Annotated in this window: 15 protein-coding genes; 9 read left to right on the top strand and 6 right to left on the bottom strand. The window is 67.3% G+C overall.

Annotated features, from left to right (window positions below):
- Position 1: 1 nt before the first annotated feature.
- Complete coding sequence (locus ACJH5R_RS10905) at positions 2-1,804, bottom strand: amidohydrolase family protein (protein ID WP_406758269.1); 1,803 nt, start codon at positions 1,802-1,804, stop codon at positions 2-4.
- Positions 1,805-1,896: 92 nt separating this feature from the next.
- On the opposite strand from ACJH5R_RS10905, the gene ACJH5R_RS10900 reads away from it, so the two are divergent.
- From ACJH5R_RS10900 to ACJH5R_RS10885, 4 genes are all read left to right on the top strand, one after another.
- Complete coding sequence (locus tag ACJH5R_RS10900; protein ID WP_406781940.1) at positions 1,897-2,922, top strand: AraC family transcriptional regulator; 1,026 nt, start codon at positions 1,897-1,899, stop codon at positions 2,920-2,922.
- 52 nt (positions 2,923-2,974) lie between these two features.
- Positions 2,975-3,799 (top strand): serine hydrolase domain-containing protein, encoded by an 825-nt coding sequence (locus ACJH5R_RS10895; protein WP_406781939.1) that lies wholly within the window; start codon positions 2,975-2,977, stop codon positions 3,797-3,799.
- A 135-nt stretch (positions 3,800-3,934) separates the two neighbouring features.
- Complete coding sequence (locus ACJH5R_RS10890; RefSeq protein ID WP_406758272.1) at positions 3,935-4,456, top strand: DUF3145 domain-containing protein; 522 nt, start codon at positions 3,935-3,937, stop codon at positions 4,454-4,456.
- Between the two features lie 203 nt (positions 4,457-4,659).
- Positions 4,660-5,550, top strand: coding sequence for a hypothetical protein (locus tag ACJH5R_RS10885; protein WP_406758273.1), 891 nt, complete (start codon positions 4,660-4,662; stop codon positions 5,548-5,550).
- 6 nt (positions 5,551-5,556) lie between these two features.
- On the opposite strand, the gene ACJH5R_RS10880 is transcribed toward ACJH5R_RS10885, so the two are convergent.
- Together ACJH5R_RS10880 and ACJH5R_RS10875 are read right to left on the bottom strand one after the other, a co-directional pair.
- On the bottom strand, positions 5,557-6,465 hold the full coding sequence (locus ACJH5R_RS10880) for a diacylglycerol kinase (protein WP_406758274.1): 909 nt from the start codon (positions 6,463-6,465) through the stop codon (positions 5,557-5,559).
- Positions 6,462-8,042, bottom strand: a complete 1,581-nt coding sequence (locus ACJH5R_RS10875; protein WP_406758417.1) for an FAD-binding oxidoreductase — start codon at positions 8,040-8,042, stop codon at positions 6,462-6,464. Before ACJH5R_RS10875 ends, ACJH5R_RS10880 begins: the two co-directional genes overlap by 4 nt.
- A 56-nt stretch (positions 8,043-8,098) precedes the next feature.
- On the opposite strand from ACJH5R_RS10875, the gene ACJH5R_RS10870 reads away from it, so the two are divergent.
- The 4 genes from ACJH5R_RS10870 to ACJH5R_RS10855 all read left to right on the top strand — a co-directional run bounded on the left by ACJH5R_RS10870 (position 8,099) and on the right by ACJH5R_RS10855 (position 12,558).
- Positions 8,099-8,677 carry a TetR/AcrR family transcriptional regulator gene (locus tag ACJH5R_RS10870; RefSeq protein ID WP_406758275.1) on the top strand — a complete coding sequence of 193 codons (579 nt, stop codon included), beginning with the start codon at positions 8,099-8,101 and terminating at the stop codon, positions 8,675-8,677.
- Entirely contained in the window at positions 8,677-10,215 is a 1,539-nt protein-coding gene (locus tag ACJH5R_RS10865) for an FAD-dependent oxidoreductase (protein ID WP_406781938.1), read from the top strand. The genes ACJH5R_RS10870 and ACJH5R_RS10865 overlap by 1 nt, the downstream gene beginning before the upstream one ends.
- A gap of 46 nt (positions 10,216-10,261) precedes the next feature.
- On the top strand, positions 10,262-10,888 hold the full coding sequence (locus ACJH5R_RS10860) for a TetR/AcrR family transcriptional regulator (RefSeq protein WP_406781937.1): 627 nt from the start codon (positions 10,262-10,264) through the stop codon (positions 10,886-10,888).
- A gap of 77 nt (positions 10,889-10,965) precedes the next feature.
- Positions 10,966-12,558 (top strand): FAD-dependent monooxygenase, encoded by a 1,593-nt coding sequence (locus tag ACJH5R_RS10855; RefSeq protein WP_406781936.1) that lies wholly within the window; start codon positions 10,966-10,968, stop codon positions 12,556-12,558.
- 4 nt (positions 12,559-12,562) lie between these two features.
- On the opposite strand, the gene ACJH5R_RS10850 is transcribed toward ACJH5R_RS10855, so the two are convergent.
- Both ACJH5R_RS10850 and ACJH5R_RS10845 read right to left on the bottom strand, forming a co-directional pair.
- Complete coding sequence (locus tag ACJH5R_RS10850; protein WP_406781935.1) at positions 12,563-13,129, bottom strand: methyltransferase family protein; 567 nt, start codon at positions 13,127-13,129, stop codon at positions 12,563-12,565.
- 79 nt (positions 13,130-13,208) lie between these two features.
- A complete protein-coding gene (locus ACJH5R_RS10845) occupies positions 13,209-14,087 on the bottom strand; it encodes a LysR family transcriptional regulator (RefSeq protein ID WP_406781934.1) in 879 nt (292 codons plus the stop codon).
- A gap of 107 nt (positions 14,088-14,194) precedes the next feature.
- Between ACJH5R_RS10845 and ACJH5R_RS10840 the strand changes: the two genes are divergently transcribed.
- On the top strand, positions 14,195-14,944 hold the full coding sequence (locus ACJH5R_RS10840; protein WP_406781933.1) for an SDR family oxidoreductase: 750 nt from the start codon (positions 14,195-14,197) through the stop codon (positions 14,942-14,944).
- A 6-nt stretch (positions 14,945-14,950) separates the two neighbouring features.
- Here ACJH5R_RS10840 and ACJH5R_RS10835 read toward each other — a convergent pair whose 3' ends face one another.
- Positions 14,951-17,467: an arylsulfatase gene (locus tag ACJH5R_RS10835; protein ID WP_406781932.1), complete on the bottom strand. Its 2,517-nt coding sequence runs from the start codon at positions 17,465-17,467 to the stop codon at positions 14,951-14,953.
- Positions 17,468-17,597: the final 130 nt, after the last annotated feature.

Genomic DNA, 17,597 nt, shown 5'->3' with positions numbered 1-17,597 from the left:
CCTATGTTGCCGGTGTGGCGCCCGGTGCCGGCACCGGGGCTTGCGCGGCGACAGCCGGAGTGCGGGTGTCGGCACGCAGGAAACTTCCGGTGCGTTGCGTCCCGAGCACGCTGGTGGGCTGACCGTCGAGGACGACCGCTTTCCCGGAGACGAGTACGGCGCTGACGGCTTCGTCGTTGCGGTTCACCATGCGTGACATCCCGCCGTATTGGTCGAAGGACTCCTCGGCGTAGGCGTCCAGACTGTCGTCGAGGTGGGCCGGGTCGATGACCACGACATCGGCCCGGTCGCCGACACGCAGGTGGCCGGCGTCGACCCGGTACCAGTCGGCCAGTTCACCGGTCAGCCGGTGCACCGCCTGCTCGACCGACAAGAACGCCTGCCCGGACTGCTGGGCGTCCAGGACATGGCGCAGCAGCCGTAGGCCCATGTTGTAGAACGCCATATTGCGCAGGTGCGCGCCCGCGTCCGAGAAGCCGATCTGGATGCCGGGTTCGGCAGCGAGTGTCTTGAGCACCTCGGGCCGGTCATTGGAGATCGTGGTGTGCCAGCGCAGGGCAGTACCGTGCTCGAGGACGAGATCGAGGAAGGCGTCGACGGGGTGCACTCCGCCGCGCTCGACACCGACCTGCCCGAAGGACTTTCCGATCACCGAGGGGTCGGGGCAGGCGACGATCTCGGCGTCGAAGAAGTCGCGGTGCCAGACCCGCGGGCCGTACTTGTTTTCGTAGTCCTTGCGGAAGCGTCGCCGGTAGGACTCGTCCCGCATCAACTCGTCACGCTCGAGCGACTCCCGCAGATGGAGCGCCTCGGCGCCCGAGCCGAACTCTTCGAAGATCACCAGATCGATGCCGTCGGCGTACACCTCGAACGGCACCGGCAGGTGCTGCCAGCGGAAGTTGGCGCCCAGCTTGTTCAGCATGCGCGATGTCTTGATGATGGTCGGAATCGCCAGCCGGTTGCTCTTGACGTCGGCGGCGGCCAGCAGAGTGGTCTTGAGCGGTCGGCGGAATATCCCCAGGGCCTGCGCCAGCTGCGACACCACGTCGAATGGATTCTTGACGTCCGGACCGGCCTGCAGAATCCGTCCGCTGCGGCGCAGCTTCGACTTGAGGCGGCGCAATTCCCTGGGCTTGGCGTACGTCGACGGCAGCGTGCGTGAGCGGCAGACGTCGCCGTCCATCTTGTCGAAAAGCAGCTGTTGGGAAGACATTCCGACGAATCCCGCCTGCAATGCCTCGTCCAGCATCTGTTCCATTCGGGCCTGCTCGGCAGCCGTGGGCCGCTCATCGGAGCGGGTTGCGCGGTCCAATCCCATGGTCGCGGCGCGCATGTCGGAATGTCCGATGAGCGCCGTCACGTTGGGGCCGAGCGGCAGCTTCTCCAGGCTGGCGATGTAGTCCTCACAACTCGACCAGGTCTTGTGCGCGTCGATGGTGTCGACCACGTACTGGCGCGGGATGGCCTCCACCCGGCCGAACAGGTCGCCGGCATCCTGACCGTCGACGTGGATGGTGGACAGCGAGCACGAGCCCACCAGCACCGTGGTCACGCCGTGCCGCACCGACTCCGACAGCGAGGGCGCGAGGAGTATCTCGACGTCGTAATGCGTGTGGATGTCGAGCAGTCCGGGCAGCACCCATTTGCCGGCGGCGTCGATCACCTGGCCGCAGCCGGTCTCGTCGAGCGGTTCGGCCGAGATCGAGGCGATGTGTCCGTCGCGGATGCCGATATTGCGGATCGCCGACGGCGCGCCGGTGCCGTCGAACCACCGGCCGCCACGGATCACGGTGTCAAAGCTCACGGGTATTCCTTTCCGCCGAATGCCGTTCCAGCATGTCTCGCAAGACGGGCGAAGTCTTGACATCTGCGGACATTTCTTTGATATTTGCGGACATGTCGGTGGTGCGCGGCACCGCGCTGTCGGGATACCCGGAGCTGGTCACCGAGCTCGGCGGTGATCCCGGGGCATTGCTGCGGGCAGCCGGGGTGCCGGACGGTGCGGTCGGCACTCACGAGGTGTTCGTGCCGTACCTCGCGGTGATCCTGGCCGTGGAAAATGCCGCGACCGCCACCGCCTGCCGCGACTTCGGGCGCCGGCTGGCGCTGCGTCAAGACATCGGCAACTTCGGGCCGCTTGGTGTGGCCGCACGCACCGCGGCCACCGTGGGCGGCGGGTTCTCGATCGTGGAGCGGTTCTTATCCGCCTACAGTCCAGCGATCTCGGCGCGCATCATCCCGGGCGCGGATGCCGCCGAATCGTTCTATGCGTTCGAGGTGCTCATCGAGCGGTCGCCGCCGCATCCGCAGACCACCGAGCTGTCGTTGGGGGTCTCGCTGGGGATCATGCGGATGATGTTCGACGCCCCGTACGCGCCGCTGTCGGTGCACCTTCCGCACGAGGCGCTCACCCCGGTGCGCGATTATCTGGCCTATTTCGGCTGCCGGCCCTACTTCGCCCAGCCGGTCGCCGGGTTCACCTTTCGCACCGTCGATCTGGACCGCCCCCTGCACCGGGACGACCACGCTCACCAGGCCATGGTGAGCTACCTGCGCGGCATCACCGCCGAATCGGCGGGCATCGCGGCGTCGGTGCGCGCGATCGCCCGCCAGCTGTTGCCCACCGGCACCGTGAACCTGGAGCTGATCGCCGGTCAGCTCGGCCTGCATCCCAAGACACTGCATCGACGGCTGGCCGCCGAGGAGACCACGTTTGCGGCCCTGGTCGACGGGGTCCGCCGCGACGCCGCCCACCGGTACCTGCGCGACACCGACATCAGCCTGGCGCACCTGACCCGCGAACTCGGCTACGCCGAGCAGAGCGTGCTCAGCCGGTCCTGCCAGCGCTGGTTCGGCTGCAGCGCGACCGGCCACCGCAAGGCAGTCCGGGCGGCGACTGGGTTCGACGGCCCCGGTAGCTGATGGCGGTGACCGGCTTCGCCGCGCTTGCAACCCCCGCTTAGGCTGGCCTGCGATGTCCCCCCTCGCCGCCCTCGACGACTGGCCGGTCGGTCACGCGGCCGCCGCCGTCATCGGCCCGAATGGGGTGCTGGCCACCCACGGCGACACCGCGCGGCCGTTCCGTCTCGCGTCGGTGACCAAGCCCTTGGTGGCGCGGGCGGTGCAGGTCGCGGTGGAGGAGGGGGCCGTCGAACTGGACACCCCGGCCGGCCCGCCGGGCGCCACGGTGCGCCATCTGCTCGCGCACGCTTCCGGGCTTTCGCCGGACTCCGATCGGATCCTGGCCCCGCCCGGCACGCGGCGGGTGTACTCCAACCACGGCTTCGCGGTGCTGGCCGCCGCCGTGCAGCGCGAGTCCGGGATCGAGTTCGGCCGCTACCTGACCGAGGCGGTGTTCGAGCCGTTGGGTATGACGGCCAGCCGACTCGACGGGGGCGCGCCGGCGGCCGGTTTCGGGGGCACATCGACGGTGGCCGACCTGGCTGGTTTCGCCGCCGACCTGTTGGCGCCGGTGACGGTGTCGCCCCAGCTACACGCCGAGGCCATCCGCGTGCAGTTTCCCGGCCTGGACGGCGTGTTGCCCGGCTACGGGCCGCAGCGGCCGAACGACTGGGGGCTGGGCTTCGAGATCCGGGACGGCAAGACACCGCATTGGACCGGCGCCACCAACTCGGCGCGGACCTTCGGTCACTTCGGGCAGTCAGGCACTCTGATCTGGGCTGATCCGGCGATCGAGCGGGCGCTGGTGGTGCTCACCGACCGCGACTTCGGTGACTGGGTCACCGACCGCTGGCCGGAGCTGTCTGATGCCGTGGTAGCCGCGTACAGCGGGGACTAGCCAACAGGCGTCACACAAGGCACAATAGACACATACAACACTGAATACACTCCAGTTTCTGCAGCAACACTGCTCAAATTCGGTACCGCCAGGTCGTTGGGGAAGACGTCCCTCGTGGATCCGAAGGAGCAACTGATGCGCGCGACGAATCAATTCGCCGACGTGACCAGCGGCGTGGTGTACATCCACGCCTCGCCCGCGGCGGTGTGCCCGCATGTGGAGTGGGCACTGACCTCGGCTTTGGGTGCCCGCAACGGCCAGGCGAAGCTCAACTGGACGCCGCAACCGGCCATGCCGGGTCAGCTGCGCGCCGTGGTCAACTGGGTCGGTCCGGTGGGCACCGGCGCGCAGCTGGCCAGCGCCCTGCGCTCCTGGTCGGTGTTGCGTTTCGAGGTCACCGAAGACCCCAGCTCCGGGGTCGACGGCCAGCGGTTCAGCCACACCCCGCAGCTCGGTCTGTGGAGCGGGACGATGAGCGCCAATGGCGACGTGATGGTCGGGGAGAACCGCCTGCGCACGCTGATGGCCGCCGGCGCCGACGCGCTGGCTGCGGATCTGGAGACGGTGCTGGGCTCGGCCTGGGATGAGGCGCTGGAGGCCTACCGCCACGGCGGCGACGGCGCGGAGGTGTCCTGGCTAAGCCGTGGCGTGGGGTAGCCCACGCGAGCGACTCAACTCGCCGATAGCTACTTAGGGTAGGCTTACTCACGCGTTGGTCCTGTCGCCCCGCGTTGTTCCTATTGTTCCGCGTTTGTTCCTGTCGTCTCGCGCTGTTCTCAGCGCCGTGCGCTGTTCTCACTGTCGCGCGCTTTGCCGCGCGCTTTTGTCGTGCGCGCAGTACTTAGTGTCAAGGAGAAATCATGCAGGCCCTGACGCGGCCGGCTGCGATCGCCAATGTGCTGTTGGTTGCTGCTGGTCTGATCACCGCCAGCCCTGCCACACCCGAGATCACGACTTCACGAGTCGCCGTGCAGCTGACTGCTGACGGAGATCTGGCCAACGTTCCGCTGAACCTGCTCTACGCCATCATCAACGTCCCGGCCAACGCGCTGAGGGCCATCGACGCGTTCGCCTATTCGCAGTTCTTCAGCGGACCGTGGTTGGTCCCGAGCGAGACGAACATCTGGGGTATCGATCTCGGCGACCCGCAGCGAATCCAGGCATTGGTCGACATGCTGGTCCCCATTCCGGCGCTCTCGAAGCCGCTCGGTGAGCAGTTGATCGGGTTTCTGCAGGCCGAAATGCCGACCCACACCGCGTGCGACACCATGTTCTGCAGTCTCGACGGCTGGATGGCGCTGCTCCAAGGCTATGGCCGAGTGCCGATCTCGGAGCTGCTGAACGGCTACACCTTCCCGACGGAGGGGCCCACAATCACCGACCCACACGGCGCGGTCGACGGTGCGTTGGGTTTCCCCGGTACGGCGATCGGCTCTGACGGCTCGGACGTCTATCCGTGGGCCGGGACGACGTTCACCTTGGATTTAGGCAAACCGTGGGCGGATTTTTGGACCAGTTTGACTGCCGACCCATCGGACCACCCCCTGGTGTCGATGCCCAACGTCTTCCAGGTGCTGATCGACCTCGCGACGTCGTGGTACGTGATGCTGAATCCGTTCCTGCCCGGCGGCACCTACATCCCGGCTTTCCCATGGCTCGACACGGACGCACCGGCGGCGGCCGACTTCAGCACCTTGGTTGACGAGGTGGTCGGCGAACTCGGCGAGCTGTGGGCCTCGCTGATCTCTTGAGATCGATCAGGACGCGCGAAGGATCTGCAGCGCGCCCGGCACTGCCGACACGGTCACCGGCAGCGGAGCCACGTAGTCGCCGTCGGCGTAGGCGTTGATGCCGGGGCACTCCACGCGAATCGACTTCGCCCGCCGGGTGCTCACCTCATCGAGTAGCACGTGGGTGCCCTTGAACACGGTGGGGAACAGCCGGATCAGCTTGGTCCGCGAGCTCGAGTGCACCATGGTGACGTCCAGCAGCCCGTCGGCGTGATCGGCGCCCGGGCAGATCAGCATGCCGCCGCCGTAACTGCGGGTGTTACCGAATGCCGCCAGCGTCAGCTCGATGTCCAGCGGCTCGTCCTCGTCGAACGTCAGCCGGAACGGCAGGAGCCGCAGCTTGGACATCTCCGCCACCATGGCGACGTTGTAACGCATCCGGCCGTGCGGCCAGCGCATCCGGTTGACGCGGTCGCTCACCAGCGAGTCGAAACCGGCCGCCATCACGGTGCCGAACCAGGACACCGTGCCGCCGTCCTCGGTGATGCGGCCCAGATCGATCGTCTCGGTCTGGCCTTCGGCGACGACGTCGGCGGCCGCCTCGGGATCTCCGGTGGGCAGACCGTACTCACGGGCGTGGTCGTTGCCGGTGCCGGCCGGGATGATTCCCAGCGGCACCTCACCGAGCGCCAGGGACTGCAGCGCCAGCGAGATGACGCCGTCGCCGCCGGCCACCACCACGGCGTCCGTTCCGGCGGCCAGCGCTTCATCGAGCAACTGCCGCGCGTGGTGGGCATCGGCGCCGACGATGTGGTTGACGTTGACGCCGCGCTGCTGGAATCGCGCCAATGCTCGCTCGGCCGCGTGCCTGGCATTGCCGTGCCCGGCCGCCGGGTTGGTCAGCAGGGTGATCCGCTTGATCTGGCGCGACGTCATGGAATCAGTTTGCCGGGGTTGAGGATTCCGGCCGGATCCAGCGTGGCCTTGACCGCCCGCAACACCTGCACACCCAGTTCGCCCACCTCCTGGCTCATCCACGGCCGGTGATCGGCGCCGACGGCGTGGTGGTGGGTAATGGTTCCGCCGGCCCGCATGATCGCATCGCCCGCAGCGACTTTCGCGGCTTGCCACTGTTCGATGGGGTTGCCGCGCTGACCGGCGACCACGGTGAAGTAGAGCGACGCACCGGTCGGGTAGACGTGCGAGATGTGGCACAACACCAGCGCGGGGGTCCCGCTGTCACCCAGCGCGGTGGTCAGCGCCTCGGTGACCGCCGTCTTCAGCGCGGGCACTCGCGCCCAGTCGGTGGCGGTCTCCAGCGTTTCGCACAGCGCCCCGGCCGCCAACAGTGAATCGCGCAGGTAGGGCGCGGAGAATCGGCCGTGCTCCCAGGCGCGCGCAGGTTCCTCGCCCAGTGACGTGCCGCCGTTCGCGGCCAGCACCGCTCGGGTCTCGGCATGCCGGCTTTCGGTGTGCTCGGCGGTTCCCTCGAACAGCGTGATGGCCAGGCAGCCGCCGGTGATCTGCTGCTCGCCGATCTGCTCGGTGGTGGCCAGGTTGACGCCCGTCTCGGCTTCGTCGGACAGCCGGATGACGGTCGGTCCGGCGCCGGTCTGAGTGACCGCGCGCAGTGCCGCGGCGCCGGTGGCGAAGTCGGGGAACGACCACGCCTCATAGCGGGTGGTTGCCGGCACCGGGTGTACGCGCACCCGCACCCGGGTGATGACGCCGAACGCACCCTCGGACCCCAGCAACAGCTGGCGTAGGTCCGGCCCAGCGGCCGAGGCCGGGGCGCGGCCCAGGTCGAGCACACCGGCCGGGGTGATCATCCGCAGGCCGCGGACCATGTCGTCGAAGCGGCCGTAGCCGGCCGAGTCTTGTCCCGAGGAGCGGGTCGCGGCGAACCCGCCGAGCGTGGCGTATTGGAAGCTCTGCGGAAAGTGTCCCAACGAGTAGCCGTGCTCACCGAGCAGTCGTTCGGCGTCCGGCCCGGTGACCCCGGCGCCGAATTCGGCCTCGCCGGAGACCTTGTCGAGGTTCAGCAGTGCATCGAACCGGCGCAGATCCAGGCACACCACCGCCGCGAACTCGCCGCGGATCGGGTCGAGCCCACCGACGACGCTGGTGCCTCCGCCGAACGGAACCACCGCGATGGCGTGCTGGCTGCAGTAGCTCAAGACCGACGTGACTTCGTCGTCGCTGCCCGGCAGCAACACCGCGTCGGGCGCGTCCTGGGTGCCGGAATCATTGCGCCGCAGCAGGTCCAGGGTGGACTTGCCCCCGGCGTGCAGTAGCCGTGCGGTGTGATCGGTGCGGCAGAAACCGTCGCCCACGATCGCCGCCAGGGCGGCGCGGTCGGTTTCGGTCAGTGCCGATGGGGTGAGTGACACCTGGCTCGGATCGCGCTCCGGGGTGCTCGTGCCGTCCACCCCCAGGGCTGCCTTGAGCAGTTGACGGATGCCGTCGCTCAACGGCTTGGCCGCTGCCGGATCGCCCCAGGCGTTCCATTTCATCGGCGGGGTCAGGGCGTCCTGGGCATCGGCCGGCGTCATGCGTTACAGTATTACACATGCTGTCAACTAGTAATGACGAGCAGCTGGAGGTCGGGGAGCGCATCCTCGATGCCGCCGCGAGCTGCCTGCTCGCATTGGGCATGGAGCGGGTGACGTTGGCGGCCATCGCACGTCGAGCCGGGGTGAGTCGTCCGACGGTGTACCGGCGGTGGCCGGACAGCCGTTCGGTGATCGCCGCCCTGCTGACCGCACGGATCACCGCGGCGTGGACGGAACTGGAGCAACCGGGAAGCGGACGCGAGGCGCTGGTGCGGCGGATCGTCGCGGTTGCGGCGCGGCTGCGCCACGACGAGGTGGTGATGCAGGTGCTGCATCACGCACCCGACCTGGCGATGGTCTACATAGCCCAGCGGCTGGGGTCCAGCCAACGGCGGCTGATCGACCTGGTGGCCGGCGAACTCGGCGGGGCCCAGGCCGGCGGCAGCGTGCGGGCCGGCGATCCACGCCAACTCGCCGCGATGTGTCTGCTGATCACCCAATCGGCGATCCAGTCCGCGCAAGTCGTCGCGCCGATCCTCGACGAGGACGCGCTCTCCACCGAACTGGCCTACACCCTGAACAGGTACCTCTCGTGATGCCCGACACTGTCGCACTCAACGCCGCCCGGCGCACCGCCGAACTCACCGCACTGGCCGAGCGCCCGGCTGTTGATGTCGTCGTCATCGGTGCGGGCATCACCGGCGCCGGCATCGCCCTGGACGCGGCCACCCGCGGGCTGCGGGTGGTGTGTGTGGACAAACAGGACGTGGCGTTCGGCACCAGCCGGTGGAGCTCCAAACTGGTCCACGGCGGGCTGCGCTACCTGGCGACCGGCAACGTGGGTATCGCGCGGCGCAGCGCCATCGAACGCGGAATCCTGATGACCCGCAACGCCCCTCACCTGGTGCGGGCGATGCCGCAACTCGTGCCGCTGCTGGGGTCGATGCCGCGGCGGGATCGGGCCTTGGTGCGCACCGGGTTTTTCGCCGGTGACGCGCTGCGCAGGTTGGCCGGCACACCTGCGACGGTGTTACCCCGTTCGCGACGGGTCTCGCCCGAACACGCCGTGGAGCTGTCACCGACCGTGCGCCGCGACGGCCTCGACGGTGGCCTGTTGGCCTACGACGGGCAATTGATCGACGACGCACGTCTGGTCACCGCGGTCGCCCGGACCGCGGCCCAGCACGGCGCGACGATCCTGACCTATGTGGCCGCATCGCACGCCACCGGCGACACGGTACGGCTGACCGACCAGATCTCCGGAGAGTCGTTCGACGTCACCGCGCGTGCGGTGATCAACGCGACCGGGGTGTGGGCCGGAGACATCGACTCCGCGCTGCGGTTGCGGCCGAGCCGCGGAACGCACCTGGTGTTCGACGCGGCGGCCTTCGGCAATCCGACTGCCGCGCTGACCGTGCCGATCCCCGGTGAACTCAACCGGTTCGTGTTCGCTATGCCCGAGCAGCTCGGCCGGGTGTATCTGGGCCTCACCGACGAAGAGGCCCCCGGCCCGATTCCCGATGTGCCGCAACCGACGTCGGCGGAGATCACCTTCCTGTTGGACACCGTCAACACCGCGCTGGGCACCGCGCTGAGCACGGCCGACGTTCGTGGGGCCTATGCCGGGCTGCGACCGCTGATCGATACCGGAGAAGGTCACACCGCAGACATGTCACGCAACCACGCCGTCGTCGAATCGGCGACCGGGGTGTTCAGCGTGATTGGGGGCAAGCTGACCGAGTACCGGCACATGGCCGAAGACGTGCTGGACCGGGCCGTGCGGCTGCGGGCGCTAGATGCCACGCCGTGTCGCACCCGGGACCTGCCGCTGATCGGTGCACCGGACAACCCGGGAGCGCCACTTCCGCTGACGGGTGACCTGCCCGAGTCGCTGGTGCCGCGCTACGGCGGTGAGGCGGCCAATGTGTTGGCCGCCGCGACCTGCGAGCGGCCCGGCGAAGCGGTGGCCGAGGGCATCGATGTGATCCGTGCCGAGTTCGAGTACGCGGTCAGCCACGAAGGCGCGCTGACCGTCGAGGACATCGTGGATCGCCGGACCCGGATCGGGCTGGTGGCCGAAGACCGCAAACGGGTCGTGGAGGTGGCACGCGAGTTTCTCGCGGCCGCCGATTGAATCGAGTTACAACGGAACTAATCCGTATCGACTAGGCTGGCGCGTTATGGGAGCCCAGGAACCCGCGCCCGCATTGCGACCGGGGCGAAGCCCGGGACGCCTCGACCGGTCTCGCGATCCGGCGATCCTCGATGCGGCGCTGCATGGTGTGGCCGAGGTGGGCTATGACCGGTTGAGCATGGACGACATCGCGGCCCGCGCCGGAGTGGGCAAAGCCGCAATCTATCGGCGCTGGCCGTCGAAGGCGGTGGTGGTGGCCGATGCGATCGCTCATTGGCGCCGCCGGCAGGGACCGGTCGAGCCGCCCAACACCGGTAGTTTGCGCGGTGACATCGACGCGCTGGTCGCCGCGGCGCCCGAGTTCGATGAATCGGGTATGGAGACAATGAAAGTCGTTGTCGGAGTCGCGACCGCGGCCATGCACAATCCGGTCCTGGCGGCGGCCCTCGACGACCTGGTACTCGACCCGCCGCGCCATGTGGTCCGGGTGCTGCTCGATCAGGCGCGGGCGCGGGGCGAGATCCCGGCCGGTCGCGACCTCAGTCTGATCCCCGATGTGGCGTTGGGTCTCAATGTGCTGCGTGTGATGACCGGTCGGCCGGTTGACCGCGTCTTCGTCCGGCGCGTACTGGAGGACGTCATCCTTCCACTCACCGGCAATCCATCCCCGTAGTCGGTTGCACCGAGCGTCGACGCGTGCCACATTGGATTTGTCGGAACTGACTAGTTCCGTCTGTGGCGGAGGTGGCGATGACGGACGATCGAGCCCCGGTACTGATCGTGGGCGCTGGTGCCGGCGGTCTGAGCGCTTCAGCACTGTTGGCCAAACACGGCGTGCGTTCGCTGGTGATCGAGAAGCGCAGCGAGATCTTCATCTACCCGAAAGCGCGCAACTTGAGCTTCCGCAGCCTGGAGATCCTGCGCGGCCTCGGTCTGGCGGATCAGGTGCACGCGGTGGCCGAGGGTGTCTCGGACACGCTCACCAAGGTCTCGCTGCGCAGCACCCAGGCGCAGCAAGCCTTCGACCTGGACGCGATCTTCGCACCGTTCGCCGGCCTGAGCCCTGAGCCGGCCGCGCAATACTGCCCGCAAAGCGCACTGGAACCGATGCTGCTGGAGCACATCCGCGGGCGCGGCAGCGAGGTTCGCTACGGAACCGAACTGTGCTCCTTCGAGCAGGACGACACCGGAGTAGCCGTCGTCGTGCGTGACCGCGACACCGGCAGCACAGACGTGGTGCGGGCTGACTACCTGATCGCCGCCGACGGTGTGCGCAGCCCGGTGCGCGATGCACGGGGCATCCCGACCTCGGGGCACGGGGCGTTGCCGATCTACGTCGTCTTCATCTACTTCCGCGGCCCCTGGCGGCAATTCGTTCCGCAGCTCGGCGACGGTGACGCCATCCAGGTGGCCAACGACGACGTGGACGGCATCTTTCTGCCGGTACGTGACGACTTCGGCATGTTCCTCACCACCTATCTTCCCGGTCGAGGCGAGACCGCCGCCCAGTTCACCACCGATCACTGCCGTCGGCTGCTCACCCGGGCGATCGGTGCGGACATCGAAATCGAGATCGTCGAAGTGACGCCGTGGCAACCCTACGAGCGTGTCGCCGACCAGTTCCGCTGTGGCAGGGTGTTTCTCGTCGGAGATTCAGCGCACGCCATGCCGCCGTTCAAGGCCGGCGGCGCGAACTGCGCCATTCAGAGCGCACACAACCTGGCCTGGAAGCTGGCGGCTGTACTGGCGGGGACGGCCGATCCGTCGTTGCTGGACACTTACCACGCCGAACGGCACCCGGTGGGGCGCTTCAGTGCCCGCCAATCGCTGACCGGGCCGGTGCTGCCCCTGTTACGACTCGACGACAGCGGCCCCGGCCTCCCGCCGGGGGAGGAGGCGCCGATGTTCGCCTTGCTGATCGGCTACCGGTATCGGTCAGCCGCGGTGCTGTCGGACGAGCCGGCACCATCCGACCCGAGCGCGGTCTCACTGGTGTCCGAGCTGCGCGGACAACCCGGCACGCGGGTTCCGCATGTATGGCTGACGCATGGCGGACAACGGATTTCGACTCTTGATCTGCTCGGGTCGGGCTTCACCGTGCTGACCCGCAGCGACGGCGGACGGTGGCGGGCCGCCGCGGCGCATGCCTCGGAGGCGCTGGGTATCCCACTCACAGTGCGCCGGATCGCCGATGAACAGTGGGCACGGGTCACCGGGCTGGAACCCGACGGCGCAGTGCTGATCCGCCCGGATGACTTCGTGGGATGGCGTGCCGACACACTGCCGGCCGACCCCGACGCGGAGCTGGCGCGGGCGCTGTCGGCGATCCTCGCCCGCGGCTGAACTCCTACAGGTACCTGCGGACTCGGCTGCAGTATTCGGCGTACTCCCGACCGTAGTGGTCACGCATGAAGGCTTCCTCACGCAGCACCTGGCGATTGAACAGCCACACGCCGGCGAGCAGGTAGGCCAACGGAATCCAGGTCGGAAACACCAGGAACTGGCCGAGCAGCACCAACCCGAACCCGACATAGATGGGGTTGCGGCTGATCGCGAACACCCCCGACGTCACCAGCTTGTCCGGGTTGTCGGTGTCGATTCCCACCCGAAAGCTGCTGCCGAACGCGGCCAGGCTCAACGCGACCATCAGGAGGCCGCAGAAACACAATGCGACCCCGGCCCAGGCGATGGCGGTGGAGCTGAAGAACCGCTCGGAGCCCACCAACGGCCACCCGAAGGCGCCGGCGAAGACCACGTAGAAGTAGACCAGCGCGAAGGGCGGGATCAGGAAGTCCTTGTTGTCCGTGCTGCCGAAGTGCATGGCGTCGGTTCCCTTGCGCCGCAGCATGATCAGACGAATGACGACCAAGACGGGGCAGAGCGCGAGTGCCAGGGCGGCCAGATATCCAGGCATCGGAGATCCTTCCGGTTCCGTGCGGCTACAGCTAGTAATTCATCGCATGATGAATTGTGGTGTATCGGCGCGCAGGCTGTCAAGGGTGCTGACGCAGAATGAGATCGCGTACCGCCGAACTGGTATGGGGTTGCCACAGTGCCTGCAGGGGCACCAGCAGCGGCTCGTCGAGATCGACCACTGTGACGGCGCCATCCAGGGCCGGGCCGGCCGGTGCGGTGACGAACGCGGCGGCACGCTCGGTCAAGGCCGCCACCTCGGGCGGGCAGCCCTGCACCCGGCTGACCCGGTACTGCGGTTCGAATCCCGCACGCCGGCAGGCGTTGACCAGGAAGTCGCTGTAGTAGGAAGCGCCGGGAGGCGCCCACAGCGCGATCAGTTCGGCGGCCAGATCGGTGATGCGGATGCGGGAGCGCGCGGCCAGCGGGTGATCGGCGGGGACGGCAACCCGCAGCGGGTCATAGCCGATCACCGCGCCGGCGAGCAGCTCTTGGGGCACGACGGCGCGGCGCAGCCCCAATTGCACGGTGCCATCGCGCACTCCGGCGGTGAGCCGGTCGGGGAACAGCTGCACGACCGTGAACGACGTGTCGGGCGAAGCGGCGATTGCGGGCTCGATCAGGGCGTAGACGTCGTGATTGCTGATCGCAGGGGAGTGCCCGATGACGAATTCATCCGGTAGGGCGCTGGCCGCGGCGCGCGTGTTTGCAGTGAGGGTCCTGGCCGCCGCCAGCAGTGCCCGGCCCTCGTCCATCAGGGTCTGGCCGGCCTGGGTCAACGTGATGCGGCGCCCGGCGCGCACCAGCAGCGTCACGCCGATCTCCTTCTCCAGCTGTTGCACCGAATGCGACAGCGCCTGTTGTGACAGGTGTAGCTGCTTGGCGGCGCTGGTGAAGCCGGCGGACTCGGCGACGGCGATGAAGTGGGTCAGGCGGCGCAGGTCCGGAACCGGGAGCATCGGCCCATGTTATCCACAAATAACTCTTGTTGATTATGCGTATAACGCTGCTTCTCATTTGTGCAGAGCCGGGCTAGTTTCGTGTTCAGAAACAGGAGGGAAGACCTATGAGCGATTTGACCGGGAAATCGGCGGTGGTGGCCGCGGGCGCCAAGAACCTGGGCGGGCTGATCAGCACCACGTTGGCCGCGCACGGCGTCAACGTCGCGGTGCACTACAACAGCGACAGCTCCGAGCCCGACGCCGACAAGACCGTGGCGGCGGTGCAGGACGCCGGCGCCAAGGCGATCAAGGTGCAAGGCGACCTGACCGTTCCGGCCAATGTCACCGCCCTGTTCGATGCCGCGGTGAACGCGTTCGGCGGGGTGGATTTCGCGGTCAACACGGTCGGCAAGGTGCTGCGGAAGCCCATGCTGGAAACCACTGAGGACGAGTACGACTCGATGTTCGACATCAACGCCAAGTCCGCCTATTTCTTTCTGCAGCAGGCCGGCAGGCGCCTCAACGACAACGGCTCGGTGGTGACGATCGTGACCGCGCTGCTGGGAGCGTTCACCGACGGCTACTCCACCTACGCGGGCTCCAAGAGCCCGGTGGAGCACTTCACCCGGGCGGCGGCCAAAGAGTTCGGGGCCCGGGGGATCAACGTCAACAGCGTCGCGCCCGGGCCGATGGACACCCCGTTCTTCTACCCGCAGGAGACCCCCGAGCGGGTCGAGTTCCACAAGTCGCAGGGGATGGGCAATCGGTTGACCCGGATCGAGGACATCGCGCCGTTGGTGCTGTTCCTGCTCGACGGCGGCCACTGGGTGACCGGGCAGACCATCTTCGCCAACGGCGGCTACACCACGCGGTGAGTCCGGTCAGTCGCGGGCGAGTGCTGCTGCCGCTTCTCGTTGCAGATCGACGAAGGTCTCATTGCTGACGTCGATGACGACGGCCTGGATGCTGCCGCCGGTGAAGGCCCCCGGGTTCTGGTAATGGTCGGAGACGCTGTCCCCGCTGTCGTACCCGACACACAGGCCGTCGCCGGCGAGGGTGAACTTGCCCAGTTGGGTGCGCATCGGACCCGTATCGACGGCCTTTCCGTCGACATAAAGCGTTGTGGTGCCGAGGGATTCACCGTACTGGCCCGATTCCTTGCGGACGAATTCCATGCCGAGCGTGTGCTTGCCGGGCGTCAGTTGCCGTGAGACGAACTCCTGCTCGGGCCTGATGCCGAGGAAGTTGTACACGTAGTGCAGCTTGGCGTCCTTGATGAACAGCACGTGCCCGCCGAACCGCGACCCGTGGGCAAAGAGCACTCCTTGGGCATCGCGTGCGAGATCGACGTTCGCGACGATCTTGTACGACCGTCCACGGATGTTGGCTGCCACGCCTTCCGGGACGGGAGCCGTATCCGGGTAGTAGGTGTAGCGATCACGCGGCGGTTCGAACTGCGGCCGTTTGATGGTGAGCAGTTCAGTGGCCGTGCGGTCGTCCAGCGGTAGGACGTAGTTGTCCTTGGCCTCCCGGTGCCACGCATCGATGAGTGCCTTGAGTTTGTCGGGATGCTTGTCGGCGAGGTTGGTGGATTCGGAGCGATCTTCGTCGACGTGGTAGAGCTCCCAGCGGTCGGAATCGAAATGGCCTTTTCCGCTGATCGGTGCGTGCAGCGCCGATGCCTTCCAGCCGTCCTCCCAGATGCCGCGGGTGCCCAGCATGGCGTAGTACTGCCGCTTCTTGGCGGTGGGCGCGTCGGGGGAGTCGAAGCTGTAGCGCATCGATACCCCGTTGAGCGGGTACTGCTTCACACCGCGGTACTCCTCGGGCATCGCAAGTCCGACCGCATCGAGGATGGTCGGCACGATGTCGGTGGCGTGGTGGTATTGGTGGCGCACTTGGCCTTTGGCTTTGATACCCGCGGGCCAGTGGATCACCATCGGGTCGCAGGTACCCCCGGAGAACTGCGAGTAGCGCTTGAACATCTGGAACGGTGTGGAGAAGGCGGCCGCCCAGCCGGTCGGATAGTGGTTGTAGGTGTCGGGCGTCCCCAGGGTGTCGAGGTAGCGCATGTTCTCGGCAAGGTCATCGGGGTAGCCGTTGAAGAACTTGTTCTCGTTGACCGATCCGTTGGGGGAACCTTCGCCGGAGGCGCCGTTGTCGGCGCAATAGAAGATGAGGGTGTTGTCCAACTGGCCGGTCTGCTCGAGGTATTCGACGATCCGGCCCACTTGGGCGTCGGTGTATTCGGAAAACCCGGCGAAGACCTCGGCCATTCGGGAGAACAGGCGCTTCTCGTCGGCGTTGAGCGAATTCCACGGCCGTACCGCATCAGCCGGCAACGCGACGTCGGCGGGAAGGGGATTCAGCGGCGTCAGCCGAGTGTCTTTGGGCATGATGCCCTTGTCGACCATCCGGGCCAACACCCACTCCCGATACGCCTCGTAGCCGTCGTCGAACCTGCCGCGGTACTTCTCGGCGTATTCGGTCGGGCTGTGGTGCGGGGCGTGATTGGCGCCCGGGCAGAACCACATGTACCACGGTTTGGACGGATTGCTGGACCGTTGGTCGCGCAGCATGCGAAGCGCGTTGTCGGCGAGGTCTTTCGACAGGTGGTAGCCGTCTTCGGGGCTGTAGGGCTGCTCGATGAATCGGTTGTCCTCCACCAGATCCGGGTACCACTGGTTGGTTTCCCCGCCGAGAAAGCCGTAGAACCGATCGAAGCCCTTCTGCAGCGGCCACTCCGATTTGCTTCCCCCGCTGGAGACGTCCTCCTCGGGCACATTGTGGTTCTTGCCCACCCAGAACGTGCTGTACCCGTTTTCCTGGAGTAACTGCCCGATCGTCGCGCATTGTGCGGGCAGCCGGGCCGCCGCGCCGGGGAAGCCGTCGGAGCCCTCGGTGATCGAGGCGAAGCGGTTCACGTGGTGGTTGCGACCGGTCAGGACGCAGGATCGGGTCGGCGAACACAGCGCCGTGGTGTGCCACTGCGAGTACGTCAGCCCGTTGTCGGCAAGGCGCTGCATGACGGGCATATCGATGGCCCCGCCGTAGGGCGACCACGCCGCCATCCCGGTGTCGTCGTAGAGCACCACCAGCACATTGGGTGCGTCCTTGGGAGCGTGCTTAAGCTCGAACGGGCCCCAGTCGGGCTGCGAATCGCGCACGTCGAGTTCGATCTTCCCGTTGAACCCGTCGTTGATCCCGGTCCCATAGTCCGGGGCGCCGGCAGCCACACCGCCGCTGTCTTTGCCTTCACAACCGGCCAGCGCCGAGACGCCGGCGCCGCCCACTCCCAGAGCTGCTAGGCCACCCAAGACCTGGCGCCGGCGTAGCTTTCCGCGGGGCTGGACAGTTCGATCCTGCGCGGCTTCCGGCGTTTCATCGGCGGACGGCATAGATGTAGTTGTAGCCGACAGCCAGGCTTAACGCGTCGGTTCGGGCGTAAACGGCTACTGCTGAGCGTGCGCAGTTGCACGCCCGTCACCGGCGTGTCGGGGTGCAAACACGCACTCTCGCGGCAATTGG

The sequence above is a fragment of the Mycobacterium sp. SMC-19 genome, assembly GCF_045310815.1.
Classification (GTDB): domain Bacteria; phylum Actinomycetota; class Actinomycetes; order Mycobacteriales; family Mycobacteriaceae; genus Mycobacterium.
This window is presented reverse-complemented; position numbering and strand designations above follow the sequence as displayed.